The sequence below is a fragment of the Kitasatospora sp. NPDC059827 genome (genome assembly GCF_042731675.1).
Taxonomy (GTDB): domain Bacteria; phylum Actinomycetota; class Actinomycetes; order Streptomycetales; family Streptomycetaceae; genus Kitasatospora.
In genome coordinates, this window is record NZ_JBHWIV010000002.1 from 173,865 (window position 1) to 188,748 (window position 14,884).

Below are 14,884 nucleotides of genomic sequence, written 5' to 3' on the forward strand. Positions count from 1 at the left end.
GTGCTGGTCAGCGCACGTTCCTTCGCCGAGTACCGGGCGATGTTCGCGCTCACCGACCGCGACCTCGGCCCCGGCCGGCGCATCCTGGACTGCCCGGCCGGGGCGGCGAGCTTCGTCGCCGAGGCCGGGCGGCGCGGGATCGACGCGGTCGCCGTCGACCGCGAGTACGCCGTGCACCGGGAGGAGTTGGGCCTGCTGGTCGAGCGGGAGACCGGCTTCAAGCGGGAGCTGCTGGCGCGCGAGACGGCGGGCTTCACCCCGTCCTGGTACACCGACACGGACGACCTGATCCGGCAGTGGACCGCCAACTCCCGGCAGTTCCGGGCCGACATCACCGCCCGCCCGGAGCGCTACGTCGCCGGGACGCTGCCCGAACTCCCCTTCCCGGACGCCTCCTTCGACCTGGTGCTCAGCTCGCACCTGGTCTTCTCCTACGGCAACCGGCTGGGCGAGGAGTTCCACCGGGCCGCACTGCTGGACCTCGCCCGGGTGGCCCGGCGCGAGGTCCGGCTGTTCCCGCTGACGGTCTACGACACCGGCGAGCGCTACCGGGGGCTGGAACGGCTGCGGGAGGAACTGGCCGGAGCCGGGATCGGCAGCCGGGTGGAGCGGGTGGCGTACGAGTTCCAGCCGGGGGACGGCGAGATGCTGGTGCTCTCCTGCGCCGGGTACCGCGCGCCCACCGGGGCGCGGCCCCGGGCCGTCGCCGACGACCCGGTGCGGTGGCGGCACCGGGAGGGGGCACGGCCGCAGGCGTAGGACACCCGAGTACCACGCGGGCAGGGCGCGGGCACGGCTCGGACGTGACTAGGACAGGACTCGGACACGATGAGGAGGACGGCATGCGGCAGGACGACGGTGACAGGCCCGGTGCGGAGCGGGCGGAGGGAGGGGCGCCGGACACGGGAGGCGCCGCCGGTGACGGGTCGGAGGACGGCTTCCGGCGCTCCGCCGCCCACCTCATCGACGAGGCCCTCGGCTTCCTCTTCCCGGCCGCCCTCCGCGCCGCCGCCGACATCGGGGTGGCCGACCACCTCGCGGACGGCCCCCGCGCCCCCGCCGAACTCGCCGCCGCGACCGGCACCGACGCCGACGGCCTCCACCGCGTCCTGCGGCTGCTCGCCACCCGGGGCGTGGTGCGGGAGGACGACCGGGGCCGCTTCGCACTGACCGAGACCGGGCAGGCCCTGCGCGGCGACGTCCCGTACTCCGCGCGGACGGCCGTCCTGATGCTGACCGACCGCACCATGTGGCGCCCGGCCGGCGAACTGACGCGCTGTCTCACCGACGGCACCTCGGCGTTCGAGGCGCTGTTCGGCATGCCCTTCTTCGACCACTTCGCCCAGGACGAGCGGACGGCCGCCGTCTTCCACGTGGGCATGGCGGCGATGTCCGACCCGGAGAACGCGCTGATCGCGGCCGCCTACGACTTCCCGAAGGCCGGCACGGTGGTGGACGTGGCCGGCGGCCACGGCGGCCTGCTGCTGGAGGTGCTGCGCCGCAACCCGGGCCTGGACGGGGTGCTCTTCGACCGCGCCCACGTCCTCGCCGGGCACCGGCTCGGCGCGGCCCCGGAGGTCGCGGGCCGCTGGACGACGGCGGAGGGCGACTTCTTCGAGGCCGTGCCGCCCGGCGACGTCCACGTGCTCAAGCGGATCACCCACGACTGGGACGACGACCGCTGCGTGACCTTCCTCGGCCACTGCCGCCGCGCCCTGCGCCCGGACGGCCGGGTCCTGGTCGTGGACGCCGTCGTCCCCGCGGGGAACGCTCCGCACCAGTCGAAGGCCCTGGACCTGATGATGATGGCGTCCCTCGCGGGCCGCGAGCGCACCGAGGAGGACTTCGCGGAGCTCTTCCGGCGGGCCGGCCTGCGGCTCTCCCGGGTCCTGCCCACGCCGACGGTCCTGTCGGTGGTCGAGGCGGTCGCGGCCTGACCGGTTCGCTCGGAGCGGAACGGTCGCGGGAACGAGGCCGCAACGGGCCGCGTTCGTGGACGGTATGAACACCCATCAGCACCACGACCACGAGCAGCACCACCAGCACCAGCACCAGCAGCACGAGCAGCACGCCGGTCACGGTGACCACCACGGTGACCACCACGCCGGGCACCACGGCGGGCACCACGGCGGGCACGGCGCTCCGCAGGGGCTGGCGGCCTCCGACCAGGGCTACACCCTGATACCGGAGACCGTCGGCCCCGAGGGCGAGTTCACCTTCCGGATCACCGGGCCGGACGGCGCGCCCGTCACCGCGTACGAGCCCCAGCACGAGGCCCTGCTGCACCTGATCGTGGTCCGCCGCGACCTCTCCGGCTACCGGCACGTCCACCCCACGCTGGACGCGGACGGCACCTGGCGGGTGGCCAACCCCTTCGACGGGCCCGCCGACTACCACGCCTACGCCGACTTCAAGGCCGTCGGCGCCGCCCCGCTCACCCTCGGCGTGGACCTCGCCCTCCCCGGCGGGAGCGCCGCGCACCCGCTGCCGGAGGCCTCGGCCACCGCCACGGTCGACGGCTACACCGTCACCCTGGCCGGGCAGTTGACGGCCGGCTCGGCCGCGCCGCTCACCTTCACCGTGACCCGCGACGGCGCCCCCGTCGCCGACCTCCAGCCCTACCTGGCCGCCTACGGCCACCTGGTCGCCCTGCGCGTCGCCGACCTCGCCTACCTGCACGTCCACCCGAACGGCGAGCCCGGCGACGGGGTCACCGCACCCGGCCCGGAGATCACCTTCCACGCGGTCGCGCCGACGGCCGGCCCGTACCGGCTCTACCTCGACTTCAAGCACGGGGACGCCGTCCGCACCGCCGAGTTCACGGCCGTGGCCGGGGCCTGACGACGCCCCGGCGGGCCGCGCCCGTCCGCACCTCGGGACGGTGTGGCCGGGCCGCCCGCCGCTCTGCCAGCATGGCGCGATGGACAACACGCGCCGGCTGGTCAGTTCGGGTTCGCCCCTGGAACCGCGCATCGGGTTCTCCCGGGCGGTCCGCAAGGGGCCGTTCGTCGCGGTGGCGGGCACCGCGCCGATCGGCGCGGACGGCAGGACGGTCGGGCCCGGTGACGTCCACGCCCAGACGGTCCGGTGCCTGGACATCGTCGAGGCCGCGCTGGCGGAGGCGGGCGCCTCGCTGGCGGACGTGGTGCGGACCAGGCTCATGCTCACCGACGTGACGGCCTGGGAGGAGGCCGCCCGGGCGCACGGGGAACGCTTCGGGGCGATCCGCCCGGTCACCACCGTCGTCGAGGTCTCCCGCTTCATCGACCCGGAGTGGCTGGTCGAGGTGGAGGTCGACGCCGTCCTCGGCTGAGCGGGCCCGGCCGCCGGCCCCGGATATCCGCGCGACGCCCTCCGGGCCGCTCCACTACGGTGCGGTCATGCTGAACTTCGTCCTGGTGGCCGGTGCCCGGCTCGGCGCCTGGGCCTGGGCCGACGTGACCCCGGCGCTGCGCGCGGCCGGGCACGCCGTCCACCCGCTGACGCTCTCCGGGCTGGCCGAGAAGCGGGACGTCCCGGCCGGGCAGCGGACCCACGTCGAGGACGTCGTGGCCGAGGTCGAACGCCACGACCTGCGCCGGGTCGTACTGGTCGGCCACAGCTACGCGGGCGTCCCGGTCGGCCAGGCCGCCCAGCGGATCGGCGACCGACTGGACCGGCTGGTCCTCGTCGACGCGGCCGTCCCCGTCGACGGCCGCTCCTTCGCCGACGGCTGGCCGGACGGCGGCACGACGCTCCGGGCCGCCCTCGCCGCCAACGGCGGCTCCTGGCCCTGCGCCCGGCCCGAGCACTTCGCCGGCCACGGCCTCACCGCGGAGCAGACCGCCCGCATCGTCGCCGGCGCGACCCCGCACCCGGGCGCCACCCTCACCGAGCCCGCCACCCTGACCGGCCCCCTCACCACCCTGCCCACGACGTACGTCAAGTGCCTCCTCGCGGGCGAGGAACCCGACGAGGACGCGGCCGACCTGCTCACCGCCGCGCCCTGGCAGCTGGCCGAACTGGACACCGGCCACTGGCCGATGTTCTCCCGCCCGGCCGACCTCGCCCACCTGCTCCTCACCGCCGCGGCACCCGCGGCGCAGTGACGGCCACGGCGGGCCCACCCCGGCCGGGCCTGGTCGCGGAATTCCCGGTCCACAGTCCGGGGAATTACCTTCCTTTGCCCGTGCCGAGGGAACGGAAACAATTCTGGGGAGGCCATTTCCCCGGTCGTTTCGGGGTCGTTTCGGGGCCGTTTCCGAGGTCGGTCCTCCGGGTCTTCCGGTCGAATTCGTTTCCCCGGGTCGGTCGGGAGTCGGGCGGTGGGGAACTGCCCGTGGGGAGTCGGGTTCGCAGGTCCGGCGTGCCGGGGCGGGTGGTGCGGGGCCGGCATTTCCGGGGACGGATCCCCCGGAGGGCGGTGGCGGCTGTCAGAGTTGGCCGAATGCGGGCGCTCTCCTGTCGGGCGTATCGATCTAGGATCGGTAGGTGTCCGGCATAAGGAGAAGAGGTGTAAAGTGGACATCACAGCGGACAACTCTTCGGAATTAGCTGCCCGTTCACGTGAGCTGACGGCCGCTGAGATCGACCTCTACCGCGACTTCGCCGAGCACGGGCCGCTGCGGGTCGAGGAGCTCCTCGTGGGGGAGGGCCGGGAGGCCGTGGCGCACAGCATCGAGGTGCTCTCCGCGTCCGGTCTGCTCAAGCACGTCGGTCCCGGGCGGCTCGCCGTGGCCGACCCGGCGGAGGCCGCCGGCCGGGTGCTCAAGCGCTGGGAGGACCGGGTTCACGCCACTCAGCTGGACCTCCTGCGGGTCCGGGGGCAGCTCGCCGAACTCGCGCTGATCCACGGTGCCCGTCAGCACGCGTACCAGGGCCCGCACCTGGAACGGTTCGAGTCGCGTGAGGACGTCGTCCGGCTGCTCGACCGGTACGCCGGTGAGTGCTCGCGGGAGGTGCTCGCCGCCCAGCCCGGGGGTCCGCGTCCGGCGGCGCAGCTGCTGGCCGCCCGGGACCGGGACCGGCAACTCCTGGGACGGGGCGTACGGATGCGCACCCTCTACCAGTACGCCGCGCGGTTCGACCGGACCACGGTGAAGTACGCGGAGGAACTGATCGGGCTGGGCGCCGACGTCCGTACGGTCACCAGCGCGCTCCCCCGGTTCATCCTCTTCGACCGGGCCGTCCTCTTCCTGCCCCTGGGGGACGCCCCGGGGGGAGCGCTGGTGATCCGCAGTCCCGATCTCATCGCCTTCGCCGCGCAGGCGTTCGAGTTGCTCTGGTCGACCGCCGAGCCCATCGACAAGCCGCGCGAGAAGGAATTCGTCCGGAGCATCGCCCAGCAGACGAAGCGTTCGATCCTCCGGCACCTGGTGCAGGGTGACGACGACCGCGCCACCGCGCGGGCCCTCGGGATCTCCGTCCGCACCTGCCAGCGGCACGTCTCGGAGATCATGCACGGCCTCGGTGCGTCCAGCCGCCTCCAGCTCGGCTACCTGATTGACCGTCACGGGCTCCTGGAGGACGGCGCGGACGCACCGGCGGCTCCGGGCGGGACCGCGCGGCCGTGACCGACGACCGTCCCGCCGGCCGGATGTGACGGTCCGTCAGTTGGGCTGCGCGGGCTCCCGGGTCGACGGCGTGCCGTCCGCGCCGGCGGGGGGAGCGGCCGGGGCGGGAACGGCGGCGGCGGCGGGAGGCGCCGGGCGCAGCGCCACTACGGCGAGGACCAGGCCGATGACGACCACGACGGTGGAGAACACGAACACCGAGGTGAAGACACTCGCGCTGTCGACCTTCCGGTGACCGTCGACGAAGACCGCGAAGGCGGCGATGCCGAGCGCGCCGCCGAACTGACGTGCCGTGGTGTTGAGGCCGCTCGCCGTGGCGAAGCGGACGGGCGGCGCGGAGAAGGCGGCCGAGGCGGCCGTCCCCATGGTCACCAGGCCCATGCCGATGCCGGCCAGCGAGGCGACCGGGAACCACAGCGTCCAGAATGCCGGGGTGTCGCCGAGTCCCAGGACCAGCCAGACGCCGCAGACCAGGAAGACCGCCAGGCCCGCGATGGCGACCGTGCGCGGGCCGCCGACCTTCGGGGCGAGCCGGCTCATGGCGAGCGCCGCGACGGAGGCCGTCACGGCGCCGGGGGTCATGGCGAGTCCGGCGTCGAGCTCGCTGTAGTGCCAGACGTTGGTCAGGCAGATCACGCTGGCGAGCAGCCAGGGGTACTGGGCCATGCCGTAGAGCAGTGAGACCAGGTTGGTGACGGCGAAGGGCCGGTGGCCGAGCAGCGACAGGTCGATCGCCGGGGACCGGTGCCGCAGGGAGCGCGGCACCACCACGCCGACGGCCAGCACGCCGGCCACGAAGACCGCCAGGGTCCGGACGTCGAGCCAACCCCAGTCCGAACCCTCGGTGATGCCGAGGGTCAGGGCGCCGATCCCGAGGGTGAGGAGCACCGTGCCCAGCGGGTCGGGGAACCTGCGGGCGGCGGGGTCCACCACGGTGCGCGGGATCCGGGTCAGCGCGGCGACGGTGAGCAGCACCCCGAACGGGAGGTTGATGTAGAACACGGAGCGCCAGCCGAGGCTCTCGACCAGGACGCCGCCGACGCTGGGCCCGACCGCGGCGGCGAAGGCGGACGCGGCGCTCCAGATGCCGATCGACTTGACGCGCTGGTCGGCGGGCCCGTCGAGCAGCAGGATGGCGAGCGAGGCCGGGATCATGGCGGCCGCGCCGGCGCCCTGCAGCATGCGGGTGGCGATCAGCACCGGCAGACTGGGTGCGAGGGCGCACAGCAGCGAGGCCAGGGTGAAGGTGATGATGCCGCCGACGAACAGCCGGCGGCGACCCAGCACGTCGGCGAGCAGGCCGGCCGAGGTGAGCAGTGCGGCGAAGAGGACGGCGTAGCCGCTGATGACCCAGGACAGCGCGGGGAGCGAGGCGCTGGCGAAGTCGTGCTGCATGTCCGGGACGGCCAGGTTGGTCACCGTGGAGTCGAGCATCGCCAGGAACGTGCCGCCCGACGCGGTCAACGTCAGTGCGAGCGTTCCTCGTTGTGCTTGAGCGGAAGCTGTCTGCTTCACTGCTGGGTACTCCTGGAGTAGGTGGGCGGCGCGTCACGCTTCTCCGGATGCCAGCCGGATAGTCCTGTCGACCTGCGCGACGCGCTCTCTGTCGAAGGCTTCCGCGATGCTCTCGTCCTGCTCGGCCAAGGCGTCGAGGTTCTGCTGCTCGAAGCCGATGATCCCCATGTCGGCGAAGGTGTTCCTCATCCGGGCACCGAAGAGTCCGATGTCCTTGAGGGTGGGTACGATCCGCGAGAAGAGGTAGGTCTGGAACATGCGGTAGTGCTCGGATGATCGCATATGGCTGACGCACTCGTCGGCGTCGACGTCGAGATTACGCCAGACCTCCTCGCCGAGGAACCGCTGTTGCATCAAGTGGCATGCCTCGACACAGAATTCCTCCCGTTCGTCCCGCTCGGCCTGGGTCAGTTCGGGGTAGTACTCGCGCAACGCCAGCCGCCCGAAGGCGACATGGCGCGCCTCGTCCTGCATCACGTACGCGTTCAGCGCCTTGGCCAAGGGCTCGCTCGCGTTGTCCCTGATGAGGCTGAACGCGGCGAGGGCGAGGCCTTCGATCAGCACCTGCATGCCGAGGTACGTCATGTCCCAACGCGAGTCGGAGATCACGTCGTTGAGCAGTGCCTTGAGTCCCGGGTTGATGGGGTAGGCGAGTTGGAGCTTCTCCCGCAGGTACCGGGAGTAGACCTCGACGTGGCGGGCCTCGTCCATGACCTGGGTCGCCGCGTAGAACTTGGAATCGAGATCCGGAACGGTGTGCACGATCTTGGACGAGCAGATCAGCGCGCCCTGTTCGCCGTGCAGGAACTGGGAGAACTGCCAGGCCGCCAGGTGGTGGCGGACGGTGCCGCGCTCCTTGGGGCCGAGCCGGTCCCAGGTGCGGGTCCCGTAGATCGCGATGGTCTGCTCCGGGACGCCCATCGGATCGCTGAGGTCGACCTCCGTCGACCAGTCGATCCGGGTGTTGGCGTCCCATTGCTTCTGCTTGCCCCGTTCGTAGAGGCCCAGCAGCCTGTCCCTTCCCTCGTCGTACTCCCAGTCGAACACGGTGGTGCCGCCGCCGGGAACCTGCCAGCGGGTCTGCTCGACCGGCAGCGCGTAGATGCGGGTGCTCATCGGACGTCCCTCCTCGTGGGGTGGCCGCCCACCAGTCTGCGAGGACGGGAGCCGCGGGTGCAGTGGGGATATCCCTGGCGACCCCCTGGCGCGGCCCTGTCACATCCTCCGCTTCACGCATGTCGTGATGACGTCACTTCTGTCAGCACGCACCCGGCCGTCGGGTCCGGCTACGTTCGAACTAGTCAGCGGCTGTGTCGGCTGAGGAGGGGGCTCGGTGGATCATGCTGTCCATGTCGTCCGGGATTCCGCACAAACGCGCCAGGGGGTCGTCGGCAGGACGGCCGAACTGGAGTCCCTGGAAGGCTCCTTGAGACAACTGCAGAGCACGGCCGGCCTCCCGTGCGCGGTGACGGTGACCGGCGACCCGGGCATCGGCAAGACCGCCCTGCTGGCGGAGTTCGCGGACCTCGCGAGATCCCGGGACATGGTGGTGGCCACCGGCCGGGCCGGCGCCTCACGGGGGACGCCGCTCGGCGTGGTCGCCGACGCCTTCGACGAACAGCGCGAGCTGGTGCGGACGGTGCTGTCCGAGTGGCCCCGGGAGAGACGGGAGCAGATGACCCGCGTCCTCCAGGGCGAGCACTCCGGCCACGGCCCCGCCGTCGCCGGTACCGGCGCCGGCCCGGACTTCCGGATCATCCACGACCTGATCGAATCCCTCGCCCGGCCCGGCCTGGTGCTCATCCTCGACGACGTCCACGCGGCCGACCCCGACTCGCTGGGCCTGGTGGCGACCCTGCTGCGCCGGCCGCCCCGGGCCCGGCTCCTCATCCTGCTCGGCTACCGCGACCGCCAGGTCCCGGCCCGGCTGCGCACGGCCATCCACGGGCGGTCCGAACGCGTGGCGGTCGAGCACCTCCACCTCTCCCCGCTGTCCGAGCAGGACGCCGACCTGCTCCTCGCCGACACCACCGCCATCCGGCGCAAGGAGCTCTACCGGCACAGCGGCGGCAACCCCGGCTACCTGCGGATGCTGACCGCCGAACGCTCGGCCGACGCGAGTGCGGGCATCCTCGACGAACTGGCGTCGCTCGCGCCGGACGTGCGCCGCACGGCGCGGGCCGCCGCGATCATCGGGAGCGAGTTCGACGCCGAACTGCTGACCCGGGTGCTGGACGAGTCCGAGACGACCGTGCTGGCCGCGCTCGGCGCGCTGGTCCGCTGCGACCTGGTCCGGCCCGTGGCCGGCAGCCACCACTTCGTCTTCCGGCACGCCACGGTGCACCGGGCGGTCGAGGAGACCGCCGAACTGGCCTGGCGCATCGGCATCCACACCCGCGCCGACGAGGCGCTGCGGGCCCGGGACGCCCTGCCGACGGAACGGGCGCGGCACGTCGACAGCAGCATCAGGTTCGGGGACCTGGAGGCCGTCGACGTGCTGTGCGCGGCGGCCCGCGCGGTCGCGGCCACCGAACCCGCCAGGGCCGTCGCCTGGCTGCGGACCGCCCTGAGGGTGCTGCCCTGCGGCGCCGAGTTCGCGGTGCAGCGGGCCCGGCTGCGGGTGGAGCTCGCGCGGTCGGTGACCGATCGCGGGGGCCTGCGGGAGGCCAGGGAACTCATGCAGGAGGCCCTCCGGGTGCTGCCCCGGGAGCCGGCTGCCGAGCACGCCGAGGCGGTGGTCTTCGCCGCCACCGTGCAGCGGATGCTCGGTGCCCGGGAGGAGACCGAGGTGATCCTGCGCACCAAGGTGGACGGGCACGAGGACCAGCACGGCGCGGTGGTCGCGGCCCTCAAGTGCCAGTTGGCGGCAGGGCAGTTGTACACCGTCGACCACGACGGGCGGGCCGTCCGCTGGGCCGAGGAGGCGCTGGCCGCGGCCCGCGGCAGCGGCCACCACGCCTTGCAGGCGTCCTGCCTCGGCCTGCTCGCGCTGGTCGCCGCCGCCGATGGGCGGGTCGAGGCCGCCGTCGGCCGGCTCGCCGACGCGGCCCGGATCGTCGACGGCATGCACGACGACGAGCTGGCGGGCAGCCTCAACGCCGTGCTGTGGATCGGCTGGAGCGAGGTCCTCTGCTCGGCCTGGGACGACGCGCTGCGGCACTTCCGGAAGGCCGTCGAGTTCGCCACCCGGACCGGCCACCTGCTCTACCTGCCGCACCTCCTGGTCGGGCTGGCCTACGTGCTGCGCACCCGGGGCGAGCTCGCGGAGGCGCAGGCCACCGCCGAGCACGCGGTCCACCTCGCGGAGGAGGCGGAGTGCCTGGAGGGCGTGATCAATGCCCACGCCATGAAGGCCCTGGTCGACATCGCCGGCGGGCGGACGGAGAACGCCCTGGCCTCCGCGCTCACCGCGACGTTGCCGCCCCGCCACTCGGCGAGCAACTGGAAGGAGGCCATGGCGCTGCGGGTGCTGGCCGAGGCCCGGTTGGCGAGCGGCGACCACGAGGGGTGCATCGCGACGGTCTCCGAGGCGGGCGGCCCCGAACTGCCGACCTCCGACGCGGGCTCACGGCCCGTCTGGTACGAGTTGCTGACCCGCGCCGAACTGGCCGCCGACCGGTACGACCGGGCGGCGCACTGGGCCGCCCGGGCCGCGGCCGTCGACCGGACCGGGGCCGTGGCCGACCTGGCCCGGGCGCAGGTGCTGCTGCGGACCGTACCCGGCCAGGCCCTGCCGCCCGCCCAGCGCGCGGTGGCGGGGCTGGAGTCGAGCGGGCGGGTGATCGACGCCCTCCGGGCCAGGACGGTGCTCGGCCTCGCGCTCTGGCACCAGGACCGGTTCGACGATGCGGCACGGGAGTTGAAGGCCGCCGAGACGGCGCTCGACCAGTGCGGGGCGGTCCTGCTGGCCCGCGCCGCCCGGCAGGAGCGGCGCCGGCTGGCGGCCAGGGTCCCACGGGGCCGGGGAGGGCCCGGCGGCCCGGCGGCGGCGCTGGTGCTCACCACCAGGGAGCGGCAGATCGCGGAGCTGGTCGGCGACGGACTGACCAACCGGCTGATCGCCAAACAGCTGCACATCGCGGAGAAGACCGTCGAGATGCACCTGTCACGGGTCTTCGCGAAGCTGGGGGTGTCCAACCGGGCCGCCCGGCCGTCACAGCGGGATGTTGCTGTGCTTCTTCGGCAGCGGGATCACCCGCTTGTCGCGCAGCGCGCGCAGAGCCCGGGTGACCGCGAGTCGGGTCTCGGCCGGCCGGACCACGTCGTCGACGCAGCCGCGTTCGGCCGCCACGTACGGACTGATCAGCTGCTCCTCGTACTCCTCGGTGAGCCGTGCCTTGAGCCCGGCCGGGTCCTCGGCGCCGCTCAGGTCGCGGTGGAACAGCATGTCCACCCCGCCGCGTGCTCCCATCACCCCGATCTCGGCGGTGGGCCAGGCGAAGCAGAGGTCGGCTCCGAGTTCCTTCGAGCCCATCGAGGCGTAGCCGCCGCCGTACGCCCGCCGGGTGATCACGGTGACCTTGGGGACGGTGGCCTCGACGTAGGCGAAGCCCAGCTTGGCGCCGCGGCGGATGATCCCGCCGTACTCCTGGACCGTCCCGGGCAGGAACCCGGGTACGTCGACGAAGGTGAGTACGGGGATGTTGAACGCGTCGCAGAACCGCACGAAGCGCGCGGCCTTCTCCGAGGCGTCGATGTCCAGGACGCCGGCCAGGTGCAGCGGTTGGTTGGCCACCACCCCGACGCTGGTCCCCTCGATCCGGGCGAAGCCGCAGATGATGTTGGGGGCGAACTCCTGCTGGATGTCCAGCAGGTCGCCGTCGTCGACCACGGCCTCGATCACCGTGCGCATGTCGTACGGCTCCTCGGGGCTGTCCGGGATCACCCGGTCGAGCGCCGTGTCGCGGGCGCTCGGGCCGGTGACGGCGCCGGACAGGTAACTGGGCGGTTCGGTCGCGTTGTTGGCCGGCAGGAAGGAGAGCAGGTCCTTGACGAACGCGATCGCCTCCTCCTCCCCGTCGGCGCGGTAGTGTGCCCCGCCGGTGCGCCGGGCGTGCACCTCCGCGCCGCCGAGTTCCTCCAGCCCCACCTTCTCGCCGGTCACCGCCCGGATGACGTCCGGTCCGGTGACGAACATGTGGGAGGTCCGCTCGACCATGACGACGAAGTCGGTGGCGGCCGGGGTGTAGACCGCCCCTCCGGCACACATGCCCATGATCAGGGAGATCTGCGGGACCACGCCGGAGGCCTCGACGGTACGGCGGGCCACCTGCCCGTACGCGGAGAGCGCCAGCACGCCCTCCTGGAGCCGGGCCCCGCTGGAGTCGTTGATGCCGATGACGGGGCAGCCGGTGCGCAGGGCCAGGTCGAGCAGCTTGCCGACCTTCACGCCGAAGACCTCGCCGACGCTTCCGTTGAAGGCCGTGGCGTCCTGGGCGTACACGCACACCCGGCGGCCGTCGACGGTGCCCACGCCGGTGACGACCCCGTCGCCGTAGGGCCGTTGGTCGTCGATGCCGAAGGTGGTGGAGCGGTGTCGGGCGAGCGCCTCCGTCTCCATGAACGAGCCGTCGTCCAGCAGCAGCCCGATGCGTTCCCGGGCGGTCAGCCGGCCGAGGATGCGCTGGCGCTGGGCGGCCCGGGGTGAACCGGGCCGCAGCGCCTCGTCCTTGCGCTCCTCCAGCTCGGCGATGCGCTCCGCGGTGGTGCGCCGGGCGAGCAGGGCGGGAGTGTCGGTGGCGAGGTGCTCGGTGGTGTTCATCGGGCTCCCTGTGCGGCGGCGCCCTGCCGGGCGCCGAAGGCCTGGGCGAACTCGGTCGTCATGCGTCCGACGGCGGACAGCTGGTCCCGCACGTGCTCCGTGCGCCCGGTCTCGGCGGTCAGGGTCACGCCCAGCGGGACCGGCCAGGCGCGCAGGGCGTGCACGATGGAGCGCAGCGAGGCCATCGTGGTACCGCCGGCCTGCCAGCCGGCGCAGCTGACCAGGCAGCCCACCGCCCGGCCGTGCAGGTAGGGCCGGGTGTCCTCGCGCAGGTCCTCCAGGTAGTCGAGGGCGTTCTTCACCAGTGCCGAGACCCCGCCGTGGTAGCTGGGGGTGGCCAGGACGACGCCGTCGGCCTGGGCCACCCGGGCCAGCAACTGCCGGATCGCCGGGACGCGTCCGGGGTGGTGCGGGCGGAACAGCGGCAGTTGCTCCAGGAAGGCGCCGTCGAACTTGAGGGTCCTGGCACCGGCCTGCTCGGCGCCGCGCAGGGCCAGCGTCAGGGCCAGGTCGGTGGTCGAGCCGGCGCGGCCGGTGCCGCCGATCCCCACCACGAGGGGCGCCGGGCCGGCCGCCGTCACGTTCAGGACGTCCACGCGGCTCACCGGTCCGCGGTGCGCAGGCTCAGCGGTCGCAGATCGGTCCAGCGCGTCTCGATGTGCTCCAGGCAGGCGGCCCTGGGGCCGGCGAACCCTTCCCGGCGCCAGCCGCCCGGTACGGACAACGTGGCGTCCCAGAGCGCGTACTGCTCCTCGTCGTTGACCACCACGACGAACCCGGGCTCCTCGGCGGACATGTGCGACTCCTCGGCTGGTGCGGTCACTTGCGGGTGTCCTTGACGATCCGGCCGCCCTTGACCACGAGGACCACGCGGTCGGGGTCGTCGAAGAGCCCGGGCTCTTCGAGGGGGTCGAAGTCGACCGCGATCAGGTCGGCGAACTTGCCGGTCTCGACGGAGCCGATCCGGTCGGCGACCCGCATGATGCGGGCGTTGACCGAGGTGGCCGACATGATCGCCTCGCGGGCCCCGATCACCTCGGCCTTCAGGGCGAGTTCCAGGCCGCGCCGGTTCTGGTTCGGGCCGATGAGGTCGGAGCCCGAGCCGATCGGCACGCCGGCGGCCCGGGCGGCGAGCAGGCCGTCGGTCATGCCCTGCATGGTGTCGCCGACCCGGTGCCGGATCTGCTCGGGCAGCCCGTGCCGGTCGAAGTCCTCCTCCAGGACCTTGGCGATGGCGAGGGTGGGCACCAGGGCGACGCCGCGCGCGGCCATCATCGCGGCCGTGCCCTCGTCGATGCCGGTCCCGTGCTCGACGCACTCGACGCCGGCGGTGACGGCGTTGCGGATCCCCGCGACGTTGTGGGCGTGCACGGTGACGTAGGTGTGCCGGGCGTGCGCCTCGGCCACCGCGGTGGCGATCTCCTCCACGGTGAACTGGGTGTCGTCCAGCGAGTCGGCGAGCGAGACCACTCCTCCGGTGACGGCCATCTTGAGGAAGGACGCCCCCTGCCGGAAGCACTCCCGGGCCGCCTTGCGCACCTCGTCGCAGCCGTCCGAGATCCGGCCGACGGCGGTGAGTCCGCGCACCCGGAAGTGGAAGGTGGCGTCCGGCGGCTGGAAGGGCGAGCCGAGGTGGCCGTGCCCGCCGCACTGGACGAGCGGCGAGGCGGAGGCCCAGATGCGCGGGCCCGGCACCAGGCCCCGCCCGACCGTGCGCAGGATGCCGTGGTCGATGCCGCCGCAGTCGCGCACCGCGGTGAAGCCCGCGTCCAGGGTCTGGCGCAGGGTCCGGAAGATGTCGGCGGCCCGCTCGGCCACGGACAGCTCCATGTTGAGGACCGCCCGGGTCTCGCTGGAGTGTCCGAGGTGTACGTGGGCGTCGATCAGGCCGGGCAGCAGGGTCAGCCCGCCGAGGTCGACCACCTCGGCCTCACCGGTGGGCGCCCGGTCGTCGACCGCGACGATCCGCTCGTCCTCGATCCGCACCGCGCCGCCGTCGACGGGGTCGTTGCCCAGTCCGTCGAGCACGGTGGCTCCGGTCAGTAGCAGTGTCATG

At 73.3% G+C, this 14,884-nt stretch carries 12 protein-coding genes and 1 pseudogene; 7 read left to right on the forward strand and 6 right to left on the reverse strand.

From position 1 onward, the window contains the following. From ACFV8H_RS02000 to ACFV8H_RS02025, 6 genes are all read left to right on the forward strand, one after another. Positions 1 to 759, forward strand: a complete 759-nt coding sequence (locus tag ACFV8H_RS02000; RefSeq protein ID WP_380396110.1) for a methyltransferase domain-containing protein — start codon at positions 1 to 3, stop codon at positions 757 to 759. Positions 760 to 842: 83 nt separating this feature from the next. Then, positions 843 to 1,937, forward strand: coding sequence for a methyltransferase (locus ACFV8H_RS02005; protein WP_380396111.1), 1,095 nt, complete (start codon positions 843 to 845; stop codon positions 1,935 to 1,937). Positions 1,938 to 2,001: 64 nt separating this feature from the next. After that, positions 2,002 to 2,841: a hypothetical protein gene (locus ACFV8H_RS02010; RefSeq protein WP_380396112.1), complete on the forward strand. Its 840-nt coding sequence runs from the start codon at positions 2,002 to 2,004 to the stop codon at positions 2,839 to 2,841. Positions 2,842 to 2,920: 79 nt separating this feature from the next. Next, positions 2,921 to 3,313: a RidA family protein gene (locus tag ACFV8H_RS02015; RefSeq protein WP_380396113.1), complete on the forward strand. Its 393-nt coding sequence runs from the start codon at positions 2,921 to 2,923 to the stop codon at positions 3,311 to 3,313. A 67-nt stretch (positions 3,314 to 3,380) separates the two neighbouring features. Then, positions 3,381 to 4,088 (forward strand): alpha/beta fold hydrolase, encoded by a 708-nt coding sequence (locus ACFV8H_RS02020; protein ID WP_380396114.1) that lies wholly within the window; start codon positions 3,381 to 3,383, stop codon positions 4,086 to 4,088. Between the two features lie 411 nt (positions 4,089 to 4,499). Beyond that, on the forward strand, positions 4,500 to 5,552 hold the full coding sequence (locus ACFV8H_RS02025; protein WP_380396115.1) for a LuxR C-terminal-related transcriptional regulator: 1,053 nt from the start codon (positions 4,500 to 4,502) through the stop codon (positions 5,550 to 5,552). 36 nt (positions 5,553 to 5,588) lie between these two features. Here ACFV8H_RS02025 and ACFV8H_RS02030 read toward each other — a convergent pair whose 3' ends face one another. Then, positions 5,589 to 7,067: a DHA2 family efflux MFS transporter permease subunit gene (locus ACFV8H_RS02030; protein WP_380396116.1), complete on the reverse strand. Its 1,479-nt coding sequence runs from the start codon at positions 7,065 to 7,067 to the stop codon at positions 5,589 to 5,591. Between the two features lie 33 nt (positions 7,068 to 7,100). Continuing rightward, complete coding sequence (locus ACFV8H_RS02035; RefSeq protein WP_375886182.1) at positions 7,101 to 8,183, reverse strand: ferritin-like domain-containing protein; 1,083 nt, start codon at positions 8,181 to 8,183, stop codon at positions 7,101 to 7,103. A 217-nt stretch (positions 8,184 to 8,400) separates the two neighbouring features. On the opposite strand from ACFV8H_RS02035, the pseudogene ACFV8H_RS02040 reads away from it, so the two are divergent. Then, positions 8,401 to 11,151 (forward strand): annotated as a pseudogene (locus tag ACFV8H_RS02040) (AAA family ATPase); the annotation flags it as partial. Between the two features lie 69 nt (positions 11,152 to 11,220). On the opposite strand, the gene ACFV8H_RS02045 reads toward ACFV8H_RS02040, so the two are convergent. Genes ACFV8H_RS02045 through ACFV8H_RS02060 form a run of 4 tightly spaced genes read right to left on the reverse strand, consistent with a single transcriptional unit; the run spans position 11,221 to position 14,883 of the window. Beyond that, complete coding sequence (locus tag ACFV8H_RS02045) at positions 11,221 to 12,828, reverse strand: acyl-CoA carboxylase subunit beta (protein WP_380396117.1); 1,608 nt, start codon at positions 12,826 to 12,828, stop codon at positions 11,221 to 11,223. Further along, positions 12,825 to 13,424: an NADPH-dependent FMN reductase gene (locus ACFV8H_RS02050; RefSeq protein WP_380396118.1), complete on the reverse strand. Its 600-nt coding sequence runs from the start codon at positions 13,422 to 13,424 to the stop codon at positions 12,825 to 12,827. The genes ACFV8H_RS02045 and ACFV8H_RS02050 overlap by 4 nt, the downstream gene beginning before the upstream one ends. 5 nt (positions 13,425 to 13,429) lie before the next feature. Beyond that, entirely contained in the window at positions 13,430 to 13,624 is a 195-nt protein-coding gene (locus ACFV8H_RS02055) for an MbtH family protein (RefSeq protein WP_375890436.1), read from the reverse strand. A 23-nt stretch (positions 13,625 to 13,647) separates the two neighbouring features. After that, a complete protein-coding gene (locus tag ACFV8H_RS02060) occupies positions 13,648 to 14,883 on the reverse strand; it encodes an amidohydrolase family protein (RefSeq protein WP_380396119.1) in 1,236 nt (411 codons plus the stop codon). Between the last annotated feature and the right edge of the window lies 1 nt (position 14,884).